This is a genomic window from Streptomyces sp. NPDC050287 (assembly GCF_044459385.1).
Classification (GTDB): Bacteria; Actinomycetota; Actinomycetes; order Streptomycetales; family Streptomycetaceae; genus Streptomyces.
Map to the genome: position 1 here is coordinate 345,942 of NZ_JBITIY010000008.1, position 17,519 is coordinate 363,460.

Sequence of the window (17,519 nt, forward strand, 5' to 3'; positions counted from 1 at the left end):
GCCACGCCCGGCCCCGCCGGTCCAGGCAGTCCCGCGCCCAGTCCCACCGAACCCGGACCCGGCGAGCCCACCCCGAGCGATACGCGCCCCGGCACAGACTCGCCCCGTCCCCCCGCCCCGCGCTCCAGCCCCGCCCCCACAACAGTCACCCTGAAAGGCGGCCCTCGCCGCCGCCTGCCTGGATCCCGAATCATCCCCCTCCCCCTCCTGCTCCCCGCGCTGGCGGGCCTCGCGTTCCTCCTCCTCCCGTTGGTCGCGCTCCTCGTACGAGCCCCGTGGCACAGCCTCCCCGAGCAGCTGACCAGTGCCGAGGTCTGGCAGGCGCTGCGTCTGTCGCTGGTGTGCGCCACAGCGGCGACGGCACTGAGCCTCGTCATCGGCGTACCCCTGGCCTGGGTCCTGGCCCGCACCGACTTCCCCGGCCGCGGCCTGGTCCGTGCCCTGGTCACGCTGCCCCTCGTGCTGCCTCCGGTGGTCGGCGGTGTGGCCCTCCTGCTCGCACTGGGCCGCAACGGCGTCGTGGGCCAGTGGCTGGACTCCTGGTTCGGCGTCACCCTCCCGTTCACCACGACGGGCGTCGTCCTCGCGGAGACGTTCGTGGCCATGCCGTTCCTCGTCATCAGCGTCGAGGGAACCCTGCGCGCGGCCGACCCACGTTACGAGGAGGCGGCCACCACTCTGGGCGCCTCCCGCTTCACCGCCTTCCGCCGGGTCACGCTCCCGCTGATCGCGCCGGGCATCGCGGCGGGCTCCGTCCTCGCCTGGGCCCGAGCCCTCGGTGAGTTCGGGGCGACGATCACCTTCGCCGGCAACTTCCCGGGCCGGACCCAGACCATGCCACTCGCGGTCTACCTGGCCCTCCAGAACGACCCGGCGGCGGCGATCGCCCTCAGCCTGGTCCTGCTGGCGGTGTCGATCGCGGTGCTGGCGGGTCTACGGGACCGCTGGATGACGACATCATGACGCCCCACCGCCCACCCCCACCGCCGACAGCGGCCACCGGTCGAACGACCGGCCGGATACCCCCCACCACCCCATCAGGCCGACACGGACACCCACGCCACCTGACCGCGACAACCGCCCGCCTCAACCCGCCCTCCCGGAGCGCGGACAACCCCCGCACCCGTCCCACAGGACCACCGGCACCGTCCCGCACCCGCCCACGCCACCTGACTACGGCCAACCACCCGCACCCACCCACTCCGACGGGCCGCAGACAGCCCCGCCACCCACCCGTCCGCCGAGCCACTGAGCCACCAAGCCACCGAGGGCCGACCACGCCCACCCACCCGCCGAGCCGCGGGCAGTCGTGCCGACCGGGGCGATGGGGGTATTGCCGCCCGAGCGAAGCCGAGTCCGGGAGGCGGGTAGGAGCAGGCGACCCCCCGCCGGCGCCGGGCCGCGCGACCCTCCCCGGCCGGCCCAAGCCCCACCGCCACGGCCCCGCATCCACGATCCACCCCACGCCAGGACACGCCCCATGACCGACCTCGACGACCCCAATGCCATTACGACCGAGCGCACCGACGCCTCCGGTGAGGGCCTCGACGCCCACCTCGTCGTCGACCACGGCGCCTTCCGCCTCGAGATCACCCTCACCGCCGCCCCCGGCGACGTCGTCGCCCTGCTGGGCCCGAACGGCGCCGGCAAGACCACCGCCCTGCGCGCCCTCGCCGGTCTGGCCCCGCTCACCGACGGCCATCTGCGCCTCGACGGCACCGCGTTGGACCGTACGCCCCCCGAATCCCGCCCCGTGGGCGTCGTCTTCCAGGACTACCTGCTTTTCCCGCACCTGTCCGCCCTCGACAACGTGGCCTTCGGCCCCCGCTGCCACGGCGCGACCAGGGCGGAGGCCCGCGCCCAGGCCGCCGATTGGCTGGACCGCATGGGTCTCGCCGGTCACGCCGGGACCAAGCCCCGCAAGCTCTCCGGCGGCCAGGCGCAGCGCGTCGCCCTCGCCCGCGCCCTGGCCACACACCCCCGACTGCTCCTCCTCGACGAACCCCTCGCCGCCCTGGACGCCCGTACCCGCCTGGAGGTCCGCGCCCAACTCCGCCGTCACCTGGCCGAGTTCGAGGCCGTCGCCGTGCTGGTCACGCACGACCCGCTGGACGCCATGGTGCTGGCCGACCGACTCGTGGTCATCGAGCACGGCCGGGTCGTCCAGCAGGGCGCCCCCGCCGACATCGCACGCCATCCCCGTACGGACTACATCGCGCGACTGGTCGGCCTGAACCTCTACCGGGGGCAGGCCGAGGGCCACACGGTCCGCCTCGACGCGGGCCCCGCCCTCACCACCACCGAGGACCTCGCCGGTCCGGTGTTCGTGGCGTTCCCGCCGAGCGCCGTGACCCTCTACCGCGACCGGCCCACCGGCTCCAGCGCCCGCAACCTGTGGCGTTGCGAGGTGGCCGGTCTGGAGACCCACGGCGACCAGATCCGCGCGGACCTCACCGGTGAACTCCCCCTCGCGGCCGACCTCACCACGGTCGCCGCGGCCGAACTCGACCTGCACCCGGGCGCACCGGTCTGGGCGACCATCAAAGCGGCGCAAACACACGCATACCCGGCATAAAACCCGACCGGCGACTACGGTGGGGACCCTGTTCCTGTTCCCCACCCCCTACGAGGCCTCACCATGAGCCTGAGCATCCGCAACCAGCTCCCCGGCACCGTCACCGCCGTCACCCGGGGCGAGGTGATGGCCACGGTCACGGTCCGCCTCGTCGGCGGCCAGGACCTCACCGCCGCGATCACCCTGGAAGCAGCCGAGGAACTGGGCCTCGCCCCGGGATCAGCCGTACGCGCCCTGGTGAAGTCGACCGAGGTCTCCCTCGCCACCGCCCCGGTCGACGGCCTCTCCATCCGCAACCAACTGCCCGGCGCGGTCCACGAGATCGCGACCGGCGGCGCCATGGCCTCCGTCAAGATCTTCGTCGACGGCGCCGACCTCACCGCGGTGATCACCAGGGACGCCGTCACGGACCTCGAACTCACGGCGGGCACCCCGGTCGTAGCCCTGATCAAGTCGACCGAGGTCTCCCTGGCCACCGCGTGACACCTCAGAACGCGGAAGGGCTCCCCCGGCATACTCCCGGACGGAGCCCTCCGCACCTACGACGCGTCAGTCCTCGTAGACGACAACTCAATCCTCGTACACGACGTACGCGTTCATGACGTTCATGACGTTCATGACGTCTCAGTCCTCGTACGCGTCCAGCGGCGGGCACGAGCAGACCAGATTCCGGTCCCCGAAGGCCTGGTCGATCCGGCGCACCGGCGGCCAGTACTTGTCCGCCACGGACACACCGGCCGGGAAGACGGCCTCCTCGCGCGTGTACGCGTGCTCCCACTCCCCGCCCAGCGCGCCGGCGGTGTGCGGGGCGTTGCGCAGCGGGTTGTCGTCCGCTGGCCACTCGCCCGAGCCGACCTTCTCGATCTCGGCCCGAATGGCGATCATCGCCTCGCAGAACCGGTCGAGTTCGGTCAGGTCCTCGGACTCGGTCGGCTCGATCATCAGCGTCCCGGCCACCGGGAACGACATCGTCGGCGCGTGGAACCCGTAGTCGATGAGCCGCTTGGCGACATCGTCGACGCTCACACCGGTCGCCTTCGTGAGCGGCCGCAGATCGATGATGCACTCGTGCGCGACGAGCCCGCCGGGGCCGGTGTAGAGCACGGGGTAGTGCGGCTCGAGCCGCTTGGCGATGTAGTTGGCGCTGAGCACCGCCACCTGCGTGGCCCGCTTGAGCCCTTCCCCACCCATGAGCCGCACGTATGCCCACGAGATCGGCAGGATGCCGGCGGAGCCCCAGGGCGCGGCCGAGATGGGACCGACACCGGTCTCCGGGCCGGCCGCGGGCTGCAGCGGGTGGTTGGGCAGATACGGCGCCAGGTGCGCGCGCACCCCGACCGGGCCGACGCCCGGACCGCCGCCGCCGTGCGGGATGCAGAAGGTCTTGTGCAGGTTCAGGTGCGAGACGTCCCCGCCGAAGTGGCCCGGCTTGGCCAGCCCGACCAGCGCGTTGAGGTTGGCGCCGTCGACGTACACCTGACCGCCCGCCTCGTGCACCTGCGCGCAGATGTCGGCGACATGCTCCTCGAACACGCCGTGCGTCGAGGGGTACGTGATCATCAGCACCGCCAGCTCGTCGCGGTACTGCTCGATCCTCGCCCGCAGGTCCTCGACGTCGATCTCACCGTCCTCGGCGGTCTTCACGACGACGACCTTCATCCCGGCCATCACGGCGCTGGCGGCATTGGTGCCGTGCGCGGACGACGGGATAAGACACACCGTCCGCTGCTGGTCCCCGTTGGCCCGGTGGTATCCGCGTACGGCGAGCAGACCGGCCAGCTCGCCCTGCGAACCGGCGTTGGGCTGGAGCGAGACCCGGTCGTATCCGGTGACCTCGGCGAGACGTTCCTCCAGCTCCCGGATGAGCGTGAGGTAGCCCTGGGCCTGCTCGGTGGGCGCGAAGGGGTGCAGCCGGCCGAACTCGGGCCAGGTGACCGGCTCCATCTCCACGGTCGCGTTGAGCTTCATGGTGCAGGAGCCCAGCGGGATCATGCCCCGGTCGAGCGCGTAGTCGCGGTCGGCGAGCCGGCGCAGGTAGCGCAGCATCGCGGTCTCGGAGCGGTGCTGCTGGAATACGGGGTGCGTGAGGTAGTCGTCGGTGCGCAGCAGCGCGTCCGGAAGGGAGTCCTCGGTGGCGGCGTCGAGCGCCTCGATGTCGCCCTCGACCCCGAAGGCGGCCCACACGGCGCCCAGTTGGGCCCGCGCGGTCGTCTCGTCACACGCCATCGACACCTGGTCGGCGTCGACGAACCGCAGGTTGACGCCGTTCTCGCGCGCGGCCGCGACGACCTGGGCGGCCTTGCCGGGCACTCGGGCGGTCAGCGTGTCGAAGTAGGAGCCGTGCACGACCTCGACCCCGCCGGCCGTCAGGCCCGCGGCGAGGATCGTGGCGTACCGGTGGGTGCGCCGCGCGATGCTCTTCAGGCCTTCGGGCCCGTGGTAGACGGCGTACATCCCGGCCATCACCGCAAGCAGCACCTGCGCGGTGCAGATGTTGCTGGTGGCCTTCTCCCGCCGGATGTGCTGCTCGCGCGTCTGCAGGGCGAGCCGGTAGGCCTTGTGCCCGTCGGCGTCCACCGAGACGCCCACGAGCCGCCCGGGCAGGCTGCGCGCGAACTTCTCCCGCACCGCCATGTAGCCGGCGTGCGGCCCGCCGAACCCCATCGGCACACCGAACCGCTGGGTCGTCCCGACCGCGATGTCCGCACCGAGCTCCCCCGGGGACCTCAGCAGCGTGAGTGCCAGCAGATCGGCGGCGACGGTCACCAGCGCGCCGAGTTCGTGGGCCTGGTCGATGACAGGCTTGATGTCGCGTACGGCCCCGGAGGCGCCCGGGTACTGGATCAGCACGCCGTTGATCTCGCGCCCGGCGATCTCGGCCGGAATACCGCCGCTCAGGTCGGCGACGACGACTTCCACGCCGGTCGGCTCGGCCCGCGTCTCGATCACGGCGATGGTCTGCGGCAGCGTGTCCGCGTCGACCAGGAAGAGGCCCTTCTTGTTCTTGCCCATGCGCCGCGACAGCGCCAGGGCCTCGGCCGCGGCGGTGCCCTCGTCGAGCAGCGAGGCACCGGAGGTGGGCAGCCCGGTGAGCTCGGCGACCATGGTCTGGAAGTTCAGCAGGGCCTCGAGCCGCCCCTGGGAGATCTCCGGCTGGTACGGCGTGTAGGCCGTGTACCAGGCCGGGTTCTCCATCACGTTCCGCAGGATGACGGGCGGTGTGAAGGTCCCGTAGTACCCGAGCCCGATCATGGAGTCGAGCACCTGGTTGCGGTCGGCCAGCGTCCGCAGTTCGGCGAGCACCTCCGCCTCGGTCCGCGCACCCGGCAGATCGAGCGCGTCGGCGTTCTTGATGACGTCCGGCACCGCGGCGGCGGTGAGCTCGTCCAGCGAGCCGTACCCGACCTGGGCGAGCATCTTGGCCCGTGCTTCCTGGTCGGGGCCGATGTGGCGCTGCTCGAACGGAATTCCCTGCTCCAGCTCGGCGAGCGGAATGCGGTGGGCGGTCATTGCGGAGGCCTCCTGGTCTGACACGACCTTCGAGGGGCACCACGACGCGGGTACCCGGACGGCCTCCCCCTCTGTCATCTCGACCTGAGAGCTTCACCGGGCCTCCCGAAGGTGCCCGGCTTTCACCGTCGGTGAGAGCGGGGGCCGTCGACGCCGTCGACACCCGCCCTGCTTTCCAGAGTGACCTCGTCCGTGCGGTACGTGGGCCTGAGAGATTCCGGGGAGGATTTGCTCCTTCGGCGCCTCCGGATGGTGTCCGGAGGACTCTCCCGCGCGGGGTCAGCAGCCGTTTGCCAGCGTACCAGCGACGGCAACGCCCGGTCGTTCGAGTGGCCGCCTCCCTGATTGTGCTCTTTCGTAGTGCTTACGGATGGTTTGCGACCAAGTGGAGGGCCCGTGCGCACCGACATCGATCCGCGCAACCTGATCGGCCGCAAGGCGTTCGACCGCAACGGCACCAAGATCGGCACGATCGACGAGGTCTACCTCGACGACGCGACCGGCCTACCGGAATGGGCGGCCATACGCACCGGCCTCTTCTCCAGGGACGCCTTCGTCCCCCTGGAGCCCAGCGAACTGATCGAGGGCACCCTGCACGTCCCCTTCGACCGCGCACTCATCAAGGACGCCCCCGACTTCGGCGTGGGCCGTCACCTCTCCCCCGACCAGGAACTCCAGCTCTACCACCACTACGGCCTCGACGTCTCCGCCCCACCCCCGCTCCCGGACCACGACTTCGGCAACCTGGCCGGCACGGACGACGCCTGACCCCACAACCGCGCCGACCCCGCCCGAGCCGCGGGCGGTCGTGCCGCAGGCGATGGGGTCCAGGTCCCTCCCACTGCGGCGGAAGGGAGTCCCGCCCACCACTCGAGCGGAAGCCGGAAGTGGGGACCGCTGGCGCGGGCCGCACATCCCGCACACGCGGGACGCACGCCCAAGCCCCGCCACGCCCAGCCCGCACATCGCACCATCCGCCCAGGAAAGCCGACGCCCCTCCCCGCACATACCTCCACCCGTCACGCAAGCTCACCCGCCCGCGGCCCGCACACACGCCCACCCGTCACGCAAGCTCACCCGCCCGCGCTCATCCGACAGCCCCGGTCACGCCAGCACCCCGCCCCCCGAAGCCCCACCCGCCTCCACACTTCGCGCCACCAGCGGCAACGGATCCGCCGGCTCCAACTCCGGATCATCGACCCGAAACGTCCGCACCCGTCCCGGCTCCGAGTCGGGCGTCTCGAATCGCACCGTCACCCGCCCGAGCCCGCTCCCCTGCACCCATCCGTGCCCGTACTCGGTATGCCGCACATCGTGTCCCGACGGCCACCGCCGCTCGACCGGCACCTCCGGTAGCGTCTCGGGCGTGTCCGCGGCCTTCTCCACCGCACCGGCGTCCACCTGCTCCCCCGCCGCCTGCGCGAAGAGATCCTCCTGCGTGTAGTCGGCCAGCCCGCTGACGCCCACCCCGAGCAGCCGCACGCCTCCGGTCGTGTCCACGGAGTCCAGCAACCGCGCGGCGGCCTCCCGCACCACCGCGGGATCGTCCGTGGGCCCACGCAGCGTCTCGGACCGGGTCAGCGTGGAGAAGTCGTACCTGCGCACCTTGAGCACAATCGTCCGCCCGGACAACCCCGCCCCGCGCAAGCGCCGCACACACCGGTCCGCCAGCCGCTGCACCTCCAGTGCGACCCGGATCCGATCGTGGATGTCGACGTCGTAGGTGTCCTCCACCGACACCGACTTCGTCTCCCGCTCGGCCACCACGGGCCGCTCGTCGCGCGCCAGCGCCATCGCGTAGAGCCCGTGCCCATGGGCCTTCCCCAGCAGCCGTACGAGCTCGTCCTCGCCCGCCTCCACGATCTCCTCGACCGTGGCGATCCCGGCCCGCCGCAGATGGTCCCCTGTCGCCGGCCCCACCCCCGGCAGCGTCCGCACCGACAGCGGCCCCAGCATCGCCCGCTCGGTCCCCGGCTCGATCACCACCAGTCCGTCCGGCTTGGCCTGCTCCGACGCGATCTTCGCGAGCATCTTGGAGGCGGCGAGCCCCACCGACCCCGTCAACCCGGTCGCGGCCCGTATGTCCGCCCGCAGCTTCCCTCCGGCCAGTCGCGCCGAAGCCTCGTCCCAGGCCGCTCCCCCGGCCTCCAGATCCACGAACGCCTCGTCCAGACTCAACGGCTCGACCAGCGGCGACAGCTCCCCCAGCAGCCCCATCACCTGCTCGCTGATCGTCCGGTAGAACGCGAAGCGCGGCACGAGATAGGCGGCGTTCGGCGCGAGCCGCCTCGCCTGGGCCATCGGCATCGCCGAGTGCACCCCGAAGACCCGCGCCTCGTACGACGCCGTGGCCACCACCCCGCGCGGCCCCAGGCCACCCACGACGACGGCCTTCCCGCGCAGGCTCGGCTTGGACGCCTGCTCCGCCGAGGCGAAGAAGGCATCCATGTCGAGGTGCAGGATCGTCGGTGCGCTTCTCACATCTCCGATGCTGCCCTACGCCACTGACAATCCCCGCCCGGAGAGCGGGGAGGCGCTCAGACCGCCCGGTTGCGCCGCCGCGCCAGCTCGTCCGCGGGGTTGTGCCCGACGAGGGTCTCCCCGGTGTCGATCCGCTCCCCGTGCAGCTGCGAGAGGGCGCTCTCGACGTCCCGCCACACCACACCGACGGCGATCCCGAAGACGCCCTGGCCGCCCTGGAGCAGCTCGTGGACCTCGTCGGGCGTGCCGCACTCGTAGACCGTGGCACCGTCGCTCATCAGCGTCATGCGCTCCAGGTCACGGAAGCCGCGCTCGCGCAGATGCTGGACCGCCGTGCGAATGTTCTGCAGCGACACACCGGTGTCGAGGAAGCGCTTGACGATCTTCAGGATGACGACGTCCCGGAAGCTGTACAGGCGCTGCGTCCCGGAGCCGTGAGCAGGGCGCACACTCGGCTCGACGAGACCGGTGCGGGCCCAGTAGTCCAGTTGCCGGTAGGTGATGCCCGCGGCCGCGCAGGCCGTCGGACCGCGGTAGCCGATCTGCTCGGACGCCATGGACGTCGCCCCTCCGCTGCTCGGCACGGCCGTCGGTCGCTGCGGAGCGTGATCGGCCGCGCTGCTGTGAAGCGGGTACGGACCGCTGTCCCCGAGACTGCGTCCGGGGGCACCCCCAGCCGTACCGTCGCCGCTGCTTCTCACGCCGACCTCCGTCCTTGACCTGCCTTCTCGACGGTAGGCAGTCGCCAGGGGTGCGTCAACGATCGCCACACTCGGCACGCCGAGTGATAATCACCCTAAGAGTGGTTTCCCGCACCCCATCGCGGGGAAAGGCTAGCCGAATGCGCTCGGAGCGGGCCCCGGGACGCTCCCCGGCGCCGTCGGCGCATGAGGGCATTTGGGGCGTCACCGGACCAGAACGGCCCGGCTGGGACCGCTTCTCGAACGGGTCCTCCGCCGGGTCGCCGTGATTCTCACTGACTGCTGGTGCCGAAGTCCTCGGGCGAGATCTGATCGAGGAACTCGCGGAACTTCTCCACCTCGTCCTCCTGCTCGTCCGGAATCGCGATGCCGGCGTCGTCGAGCACTCCGTCGCTGCCGTAGATCGGCGTTCCGGTGCGCAGGGCCAGCGCTATGGCGTCGGACGGACGGGCACTCACCTCGACCCCGCTGGCGAACACCAGCTCGGCGTAGAAGACGCCTTCACGCAGGTCCGTGATGCGCACTTCGGTGAGCTCCTGGCCGACGGCCTCCAGCACATCCTTGAACAGGTCATGGGTCAGCGGTCGTGCGGGGGCCATGCCCTGCTGCGCGAAGGCGATGGCCGTGGCCTCCCCGGGCCCGATCCAGATGGGGAGGTAGCGGTCGCCTCCCACTTCACGCAGGAGCACGATCGGTTGGTTGGAGGGCATTTCGACCCGGACACCTACGACATCGAGCTCGTTCACACAGCAACCCTAGGCCGTGCCCCGGACGTTTGGGTAGTCGGGCAGGAAACGGGTGACCGATACGGCCTCCCCGGGCGCGCCGGCCACGGGGCGGACGCAGGCCGCCTCAGGGCAACCGGACCCCGAGAGCGGTCTGCACCAGCGCGGCGTGCAGTTTCACCGTCAGGCAGGCCAGTTCCTTCGTACGGGCTTCGGCATGCGCCCTGGTCTGCGGGTTGCGGTGGCGCTTGAGCGGGGCCACGACCTGGTCCACCAGACCCGCCTCGCGGTCCGCGGCCGCCTTCATCACCCGCAGATGCCGCGGCTCGATCCCGAACCGCCCCAGCTCGGCGATGAGGGAGGCCACGGTCACGGCCTCGGCGTCATAGGCCCCGTCCGGAAACGGAGCGATGAGCCCGTAGGACTCCCACTCCTCCAGCTCCCGCTCACCGATCTCCGCGGCAGCCAACAGCTCGGCCCGCCCGATGCGGGCCGCCGTGGGGCCCTCGACGGCCTCCGGTACGGCCTCGCCGTCCCGCTGCCGGCCCAGGACCGGCAGCTGGACGGCCTCGCCGCGCTCCATGGCCTCCAGGTGCTCGCGGATCACCTTGAGCGGCAGGTAGTGGTCCCGCTGCATCCGCAGGACGTGACCGAGGCGCTCGACGTCCTCGGTGCTGAACTTGCGATACCCGGAGGGGGTCCGCTGCGGCTCGATGAGCCCCTCCGACTCCAGGAAACGGATCTTGGAGATGGTGACTTCGGGAAACTCGTCGCGCAGCACGGTCAGCACCGTGCCGATGCTCATCAGACCACCGTCCGTGGCGGCGGTGCCGTGTCCGGCACCGCCCCTCGGTGTTTGAAGCATGGACCTTCCCTCGAGTGCCGCCGGACGGAGTCCGGAGGAGGGTCAGTAGCCCCGCTGGCTCGCGTAGAAGACCAGCCGGTACTTGCCGATCTGCACCTCGTCGCCGTTGTTGAGAGCGACCTGGTCGATCCGCTCGCGGTTGACGTACGTACCGTTCAGGCTGCCCACGTCGGCCACCGTGAACGAGCCGTCCTGAGCGCGACGGAACTCCACGTGCCGGCGGGAGACCGTCACGTCGTCGAGGAAGATGTCGCTCTGCGGGTGTCGCCCGGCCGTGGTCAGGTCGCCGTCCAGCAGGAAGCGGCTGCCCGAGTTCGGACCGCGGCGCACCACCAGGAGCGCGGAGCCGAGCGGCAGCGCGTCGACCGCGGCCTGTGCCTCCGGGGAGAGCATGGGCATCTGCGTCTGACCGGTGGCCTCGGCGTCGTAGGCCTCGAGGCCAGAGATGGAGATCGTGGACGTCGTCTCGGACGGGCGCTCGGCCGTGGCGCCGGCTCGCAGCGGGGCGCCGCAGTTGGAGCAGAAGCGGCTGTTCTCCGCGTTGCGGTTACCGCACCTCGTACACACCAGGGCCGACATGGACGGATCCTCCTGCCGCGGCTGCCCTCCAGGGGCATGGGAACCGTACGGGTCGGCGGAAAACCCTCCACCCGTACTTGAGGTTGACGGTTGCCCGAAACCTATGCCTCCGGACTGGCCAGGGTCAACAGACGGCGCGCCCTGACCTCCCGGAATGTCTCCGCCCGGGCCACCGACCTGGTCCCGGAACAGCGGGCGCTGGCCCTCCGCGTCAGGCTGTGCGCGATGACGGGCGGTCGCATTGTCGCTGCCCTCTCGCGCGCTCTTGCCGAACAACTTCGCAAACAACTTCACGGGCGATTCCCCTTGACCGAAACAGACCCGCCCGTGGGGCAGGACGAACCCTGATTGAACACACCGGTCGACCCGGACATCCTCACAACGTCCGTATCCACCAGACAGTTTCCACCACGCACCACCCATTCGGTGCGCCGACCCCCCGCAACCTCATGCCCTGGCCGGACGTCCCCCATGCACCCCCGGTTCACCGGGAGGACGACCGAGCGTAGTCAGGCCGCTTCGCCGCTCGCAAGGCGTCCACGACGAGCTTGTCGGACCGCTCGACGGTCACGGTGGCCTGCTCCTTCTCCAGAGTCTGCACCACGCCTCCAGGAATGTTGAGCGCCGGTTCGAGGTCCTGCGGCTTGCCGATGACCTTGAAACGGAAAGGAGCTTTGATCTTGTTCCCGTCGACGCTCACGCCTCGCCCCGAACCCGCCAGGTACGTCCCCGCGACGACCCGCACGCCGTTCACCTGAATCGCCTCCGCGCCGGCCGCGCGCAGCTCCTGGATCGCGTCGAGCAGCATGTCCGCCTCGACCGTTCCCTTCGTGTCGTCGATGGTCATCGTGATGCCTGGCCCCTGTGCGGCCACCGTGCCCGCGAGGATCCCGAGCTGTCGCTCCTTCTCGATCGTCTGCTTGCGGGCCTCCTCGGCCTGGTCGGAGCTGTTCTCCAGCTCGTCCCGCTGCTTTTCGAGGCCCTGCTTCTCATCATCAAGACGCTGAGTACGGTCATCCAGTTCGTCGAGAATGCGCACAAGATCTTCCTGGCGCGCACCCCGTAGCGCGCTGTCGCCGTCACTGTTCGAGGCGACCTGCACGGCGAGACCGAAACCCAGGCCGAACAGCAGCACGGCGACGATCAGTTGCGCCCGGGTCACCCGCGGCGGCCACAGCCCCTTCACCAACCGCTGCCGACCGGTCAGCCGCCGCTCGTCCTGCGCCACCTCCCCGCCCGGGGGAACTGCCCCGGCGGGGGCCTCCTCGGGCAGTTCCTCCCGGAACCGGTTACCGGTCGTCTCGTCCTGGTCGCTCATCCGCCTCACGCCCGGAAGACGTGCCTGCGGATCGCCGCGGCGTTGGAGAAGATACGGATCCCCAGGACGACGACGACACCGGTCGACAACTGCGCTCCCACGCCCAACTTGTCGCCCAGGAAGACGATCAGCGCGGCCACGACCACGTTCGACAGGAACGACACGACGAAGACCTTGTCGTCGAAGATGCCGTCGAGCATGGCCCGCAGACCTCCGAAGACGGCGTCCAGCGCCGCCACGACGGCGATCGGCAGATACGGCTCGACGACCGCCGGAACCTCGGGCCGGACCAAGAGGCCGGCCACGACTCCCACGACGAGGCCCAGTACGGCGATCACGATGTGCCCTTCTCAGTTTTCGGCTGTGCTGTACGTACGATCACACTCGGTGCGGCGGGAAGCCGCAGGTCCTCCTCCACGGAGATGGCGGTCCGGATGCCGAAGTTCTCCTGGAGGGCGTGCAGATACAGCCCGTCCGCGCTGTTCTGGAACCTGGTGCTCAGCCTTTTCCCGTCCCCCACGGCAAGCACCGTATACGGCGGCACGAGTGGCTTGTTGTCGACCAGTATCGCGTCACCCGCGGCACGGATCGCAGACAGGGCCGTCAGCCGCTGCCCGTTGATGGACACAGCCTCGGCGCCCGACGCCCACAGCCCGTTGACCACGCGCTGCATGTCGCGGTCGCGCACGCGTCCGGTGTCGGAGAACCCCGAGGTCTCCCGCGGATCGCCATCACCGCCGGTGCTGGCTTCCTTGGCGTCGTCCACGAGCAGTTTCACCCCGGGGCCGCGCACCTGCGTGGCACCCGACAGGAGGTCCATGAGGTCGGCCTGATCACCGTCTCCGCTCTTCATGAGTGCCTCGCGCTGCCGGGCGCTCACGTCGTCGCGCAGTTTGTCGACGCTGCTCTCGAGCTTGTCCGCGGCCTCGGTCTCCCGGTCGATACGGTCGATCAGTTCGTCGCGCTCCTTGGCGACGACGGGGGCCGCCACCCGCGCCTGGGCCGCCCCGACGGTCACCACGAGGGCCGCCAGCACCAGGCCGGCGGCCAGTCCCAGCTTCGCCCGGAGCGTCTTGGGCATGCCGCCCGCGCCTTCGGCCTTCTTCCGGGCGGCTGCCTCGGCGTAGCCGTCGTCGAGGCTGTGGTCCATGACGTTGGTGAGCAGCGACATGGACGCGTCCGGACGCGACAGGCGCGTGGGGGTGCTCCGAACGGGGGGCTGCTGCGGCATGCCGCACATCGTCGCACGTCGCGACCACTACCTCCGAATGGCCCCACCGACGTGCCGGACAGGCCCCCTTGGGGACACGTGTCCGGCACGCGCGTGTGGTAAGCGATTCAGCGCCCGGCGCTGTCCACGACCGTCGACCACTCGTCGAGCAGGGCCTGCGCGGAGGCGTCGTCCGGCCCTTCCGCCCACAGATGGGTGACCGCCTCGGCCGGGTCGGGCAGCACCATCACCCAACGTCCGTCGGTCTCCACGACCCGCACACCGTCGGTTGTGTCGACAAACCGATCTCCGGCCGCCTCGACGACCCTCCGCATCACAAGTCCCTTGACGGCCCAGGGGGTAGCCAGATCCCGTTTGAGAACGTGCGCCCGCGGAATCCGCGCGTCGATCTGGCTCAGCGTCAGCTGCGTCCGCGCCACCAGCCCGATCAGCCGTACGAAAGCCGCCGTACCGTCGAAGACACTGCTGAACTCGGGGACGATGAAGCCACCCTTGCCGTCACCGCCGAAGATCGCCGACTCGTCACCTCCCACCCGGGTCAGATCGTCGGGAGACGTCGTCGTCCACTCGACCTGGGTCCCGTGGTACGCCGCGACCTGCTCGGCGATCCTCGTGGTGGTCACCGGCAGCGCCACACGGCCGCTGCGCCGCTCCGCGGCCACCAGGTCGAGCAGGACGAGCAGTGCCCGGTCGTCCTCGATGATGCGGCCCTTCTCGTCCACCAGGGACAGCCGCTCGCCGACGGGGTCGAAGCGCACCCCGAACGCGGCACGCGAGGACGCCACGATCTCACCGAGCCGCACCAGCCCGGACCGGCGCATGTCGGCCGTCTCCGTCGGCCTGGACTCGTCCAGACCGGGGTTGACGGTCAGCGAGTCCACTCCGAGCTTGCCGAGCAGACTCGGCAGCACAAGCCCGGAGCTGCCGTTCGAGGCGTCGACGACGACCTTGAGCCCGGACTCGGCGATACCCGTCGTATCGACGTTCCGAAGCAGCGACCCGGTGTACGAGTCGAAGACGCTGGCCGGAAAGTGCAGGTCACCGATCTCACCGGGGAACGCACGCCGGTACTCCTGCCGCGCGAACACCCGGTCCAGCTTGCGCTGGCTGCCCTGTGACAGGTCGGCGCCGTTCCCGTCGAAGAACATGATGTCAACGGAGTCCGGCACCCCGGGCGTGGTCCGGATCATGATCCCGCCGGCACTGCCCCGCCCGGTCTGTTGCCGGGCGACGGGCAGCGGTACGTTTTCCAGGTCGCGTACGTCGATGGCGCTGGTCTGCAGCGCGGAGATGACCGCCCGCTTGAGCGCGCGGGCACCACGGGAGTGGTCACGGGCCGTCGTGACGGTCGAGCCCTTCTTGAGCGTGGTGGCGTAGGCGCCGGCAAGCCGTACGGCCAGCTCGGGTGTGATCTCCACGTTCAGGATTCCGGACACGCCCCGCGCACCGAAGAGATGGGCCTGCCCCCTGGACTCCCAGATCACCGAGGTGTTGACGAACGCGCCGGCCTCGATGGTCTTGAAGGGGTAGACCCTGACGTTGCCCTGCACGATCGATTCTTCGCCGATCAGGCACTCGTCGCCGATGACCGCCCCGTCCTCGATCCGGGCCGCGCGCATGATGTCGGTGTTCTTTCCGACGACACAGCCCCGCAGATTGCTGTGCTGACCGACGTACACGTTGTCGTGGACCACGGCCTTGTGCAGAAAGGCCCCGCTCTTCACCACCACGTTCGAGCCGACGACGGTGTGCTCACGGATTTCCGCGCCGGCCTCGACCTTGGCGTAGTCACCGATGTACAGCGGTCCCCGCAGTACGGCATCAGGGTGCACCTCGGCGCCCTCCGCCACCCATACGCCCGGGGAGATCTCGAAACCGTCGATGTCGACGTCGACCTTGCCCTCGAGAACGTCGGCCTGCGCCTTCACATAGCTCTCGTGGGTACCGACGTCCTCCCAATAGCCCTCCGCGACATAGCCGTAGACCGGCTTGCCCTCCTTCATCAGTTGCGGGAAGACATCTCCGGACCAGTCGACGGACACATCGGCCTCGACATAGTCGAAGACCTCGGGTTCCATCACGTAGATACCGGTGTTCACCGTGTCCGAGAAAACCTGGCCCCAAGTCGGCTTCTCGAGGAAGCGCTCGACCTTGCCTTCCTCGTCGACGATGGTGATGCCGAATTCCAGCGGATTCGGCACACGCGTCAGACAGACCGTGACCAGCGCACCCTTTTCCTTGTGGAAGTTGATGAGCTCGGTGAGATCGAAGTCGGTCAGGGCATCACCGGAAATGACGAGGAAAGCATCGTCCTTCAGCGCCTCTTCGGCGTTCTTGACGCTTCCGGCGGTACCGAGTGGCTTCTCCTCATTGGCATAGGTGAGCTCCATGCCGAGCTCCTCGCCATCACCGAAGTAGTTCTTGACCAGTGAGGCCAGGAACTGGACAGTAACGACGGTCTCGTTGAGCCCATGCCTTTTGAGCAGCCGCAGAACGTGCTCCATGATCGGCCGGTTGGCCACCGGCAGGAGCGGCTTGGGCATGCTTGAGGTCATGGGGCGAAGGCGCGTGCCTTCGCCTCCGGCCATCACGACGGCCTTCATGTCGGAAGCGTCCTCCTCGATAAGAGACGACGGTCTGGCCGACTTCACCCGTCCAGATTGTCCCGCACTTTTCGGTCGCAGGCCAACGGGCCGATACAGCCGCAGCGAGGGGCGAGTTCAGTCGGCCATGGCGTCCGCACGAACCAGGCGGCGGACTTGTACCACGTAGAGGACTCCTGCCCACCAGTACAGGGTTGTACCCCATCCGGCGAACGCCCATCCGAAAATAGCAGCGAGTGACGAGACCCATCCACTTCCGTCACTGAGCAGGAGCAGCGGGAAGGCATACATCAGGTTGAACGTCGCTGCCTTCCCCAGGAAGTTCACCTGCGGTGGCGGATAGCCGTGCCGCCTGAGGATCCCCACCATCACCAGCAGGACCAACTCCCGCGCCAGCAGCGCAGCGGTCAACCACAGTGGCAAAATCTCGCGCCAGGTCAGGCCGACCAGAGTCGACAGAATGTAGAGCCGGTCGGCCGCGGGATCCAATAGCCGGCCGAGGCTGCTGATCTGGTTCCAGCGGCGGGCGAGCTTGCCGTCCAGGTAGTCGCTGACGCCGCTCAGCGCCAGCACCAGGAACGCCCAGCCGTCACTTTTGGGGCCCCCGAGCTCAGGCCTGAGGATCAGCCACAGGAAGAGCGGCACGCCGGCGAGCCGCGCCATGCTGAGGATGTTGGGGATGGTGAGGACCCGGTCCGTCTGGACGCGGGTCTCCTGAACCTCCACCCGGGAGCCTCCTGTGGGAAACGTGCCAACGATGCTCCCTGACCTTACCTCAACGCAAAAAAGCTCCGGCTCTCGGGCTTGTGTGCCCAAGAGCCGGAGCTCTAAAAGGAGTTCGGCGGCGTCCTACTCTCCCACAGGGTCCCCCCTGCAGTACCATCGGCGCTGTAAGGCTTAGCTTCCGGGTTCGAAATGTGACCGGGCGTTT

15 protein-coding genes, 1 rRNA gene and 1 riboswitch are annotated in these 17,519 nt (G+C 69.7%); of the genes, 4 read left to right on the forward strand and 12 right to left on the reverse strand.

Features of this window, described 5'->3' with window-relative positions; all coding sequences use genetic code 11:
* Positions 1-150 precede the first annotated feature (150 nt).
* The 3 genes from ACIBK3_RS29725 (at position 151) to ACIBK3_RS29735 (ending at position 3,058) form a co-directional block, all read left to right on the forward strand.
* Entirely contained in the window at positions 151-963 is an 813-nt protein-coding gene (locus ACIBK3_RS29725; protein ID WP_399370506.1) for an ABC transporter permease, read from the forward strand.
* Positions 964-1,480: 517 nt separating this feature from the next.
* Positions 1,481-2,575, forward strand: a complete 1,095-nt coding sequence (locus ACIBK3_RS29730) for an ABC transporter ATP-binding protein (protein WP_399370480.1) — start codon at positions 1,481-1,483, stop codon at positions 2,573-2,575.
* A 63-nt stretch (positions 2,576-2,638) separates the two neighbouring features.
* On the forward strand, positions 2,639-3,058 hold the full coding sequence (locus ACIBK3_RS29735) for a molybdopterin-binding protein (RefSeq protein ID WP_399370481.1): 420 nt from the start codon (positions 2,639-2,641) through the stop codon (positions 3,056-3,058).
* Positions 3,059-3,199: 141 nt separating this feature from the next.
* Here the strand turns inward: ACIBK3_RS29735 and gcvP are convergent, their stop codons facing one another.
* Positions 3,200-6,085 carry an aminomethyl-transferring glycine dehydrogenase gene (gcvP, locus tag ACIBK3_RS29740; RefSeq protein ID WP_399370482.1) on the reverse strand — a complete coding sequence of 962 codons (2,886 nt, stop codon included), beginning with the start codon at positions 6,083-6,085 and terminating at the stop codon, positions 3,200-3,202.
* 185 nt (positions 6,086-6,270) lie between these two features.
* Positions 6,271-6,367: riboswitch (glycine riboswitch) on the reverse strand.
* Between the two features lie 114 nt (positions 6,368-6,481).
* Here gcvP and ACIBK3_RS29745 point away from each other — a divergent pair.
* Positions 6,482-6,853, forward strand: coding sequence for a PRC-barrel domain-containing protein (locus ACIBK3_RS29745; RefSeq protein WP_399370483.1), 372 nt, complete (start codon positions 6,482-6,484; stop codon positions 6,851-6,853).
* A gap of 336 nt (positions 6,854-7,189) precedes the next feature.
* Here the strand turns inward: ACIBK3_RS29745 and ACIBK3_RS29750 are convergent, their stop codons facing one another.
* From ACIBK3_RS29750 to rrf, 11 genes are all read right to left on the reverse strand, one after another.
* Positions 7,190-8,566, reverse strand: a complete 1,377-nt coding sequence (locus tag ACIBK3_RS29750) for a DNA polymerase IV (RefSeq protein WP_399370484.1) — start codon at positions 8,564-8,566, stop codon at positions 7,190-7,192.
* A gap of 56 nt (positions 8,567-8,622) precedes the next feature.
* Positions 8,623-9,267, reverse strand: coding sequence for a MerR family transcriptional regulator (locus ACIBK3_RS29755; protein ID WP_399370485.1), 645 nt, complete (start codon positions 9,265-9,267; stop codon positions 8,623-8,625).
* A gap of 272 nt (positions 9,268-9,539) precedes the next feature.
* A complete protein-coding gene (locus ACIBK3_RS29760) occupies positions 9,540-10,013 on the reverse strand; it encodes a bifunctional nuclease family protein (RefSeq protein ID WP_004002801.1) in 474 nt (157 codons plus the stop codon).
* 106 nt (positions 10,014-10,119) lie between these two features.
* Positions 10,120-10,857 (reverse strand): MerR family transcriptional regulator, encoded by a 738-nt coding sequence (locus tag ACIBK3_RS29765; RefSeq protein WP_399370486.1) that lies wholly within the window; start codon positions 10,855-10,857, stop codon positions 10,120-10,122.
* Between the two features lie 42 nt (positions 10,858-10,899).
* Entirely contained in the window at positions 10,900-11,859 is a 960-nt protein-coding gene (locus tag ACIBK3_RS29770; RefSeq protein WP_399370487.1) for an FHA domain-containing protein, read from the reverse strand.
* Positions 11,860-11,920: 61 nt separating this feature from the next.
* Positions 11,921-12,754: a DUF881 domain-containing protein gene (locus ACIBK3_RS29775; protein WP_399370488.1), complete on the reverse strand. Its 834-nt coding sequence runs from the start codon at positions 12,752-12,754 to the stop codon at positions 11,921-11,923.
* A 5-nt stretch (positions 12,755-12,759) separates the two neighbouring features.
* On the reverse strand, positions 12,760-13,092 hold the full coding sequence (locus ACIBK3_RS29780) for a small basic family protein (RefSeq protein ID WP_003988855.1): 333 nt from the start codon (positions 13,090-13,092) through the stop codon (positions 12,760-12,762).
* Positions 13,089-13,925, reverse strand: coding sequence for a DUF881 domain-containing protein (locus ACIBK3_RS29785; RefSeq protein ID WP_399370507.1), 837 nt, complete (start codon positions 13,923-13,925; stop codon positions 13,089-13,091). Before ACIBK3_RS29785 ends, ACIBK3_RS29780 begins: the two co-directional genes overlap by 4 nt.
* 167 nt (positions 13,926-14,092) lie before the next feature.
* Positions 14,093-16,588, reverse strand: a complete 2,496-nt coding sequence (locus tag ACIBK3_RS29790) for a sugar phosphate nucleotidyltransferase (protein ID WP_399370489.1) — start codon at positions 16,586-16,588, stop codon at positions 14,093-14,095.
* 117 nt (positions 16,589-16,705) lie between these two features.
* Complete coding sequence (locus tag ACIBK3_RS29795) at positions 16,706-17,314, reverse strand: CDP-alcohol phosphatidyltransferase family protein (protein ID WP_399370490.1); 609 nt, start codon at positions 17,312-17,314, stop codon at positions 16,706-16,708.
* Positions 17,315-17,424: 110 nt separating this feature from the next.
* Positions 17,425-17,519 (reverse strand): 5S ribosomal RNA (gene rrf / locus ACIBK3_RS29800); the annotation flags it as partial.

What these genes read in the sequence shown, in the direction of transcription:
- ACIBK3_RS29735 (WP_399370481.1), top strand. Translation starts at nt 2,639, where the DNA reads ATGAGCCTGAGCATCCGCAACCAGCTCCCCGGCACCGTCACCGCCGTC.
- ACIBK3_RS29785 (WP_399370507.1), bottom strand. Translation starts at nt 13,925, where the DNA reads ATGTCGCTGCTCACCAACGTCATGGACCACAGCCTCGACGACGGCTAC.
- ACIBK3_RS29790 (WP_399370489.1), bottom strand. Translation starts at nt 16,588, where the DNA reads ATGAAGGCCGTCGTGATGGCCGGAGGCGAAGGCACGCGCCTTCGCCCC.
- ACIBK3_RS29770 (WP_399370487.1), bottom strand. Translation starts at nt 11,859, where the DNA reads ATGGGTGGTGCGTGGTGGAAACTGTCTGGTGGATACGGACGTTGTGAG.
- ACIBK3_RS29775 (WP_399370488.1), bottom strand. Translation starts at nt 12,754, where the DNA reads ATGAGCGACCAGGACGAGACGACCGGTAACCGGTTCCGGGAGGAACTG.
- ACIBK3_RS29730 (WP_399370480.1), top strand. Translation starts at nt 1,481, where the DNA reads ATGACCGACCTCGACGACCCCAATGCCATTACGACCGAGCGCACCGAC.
- gcvP (WP_399370482.1), bottom strand. Translation starts at nt 6,085, where the DNA reads ATGACCGCCCACCGCATTCCGCTCGCCGAGCTGGAGCAGGGAATTCCG.
- ACIBK3_RS29765 (WP_399370486.1), bottom strand. Translation starts at nt 10,857, where the DNA reads ATGCTTCAAACACCGAGGGGCGGTGCCGGACACGGCACCGCCGCCACG.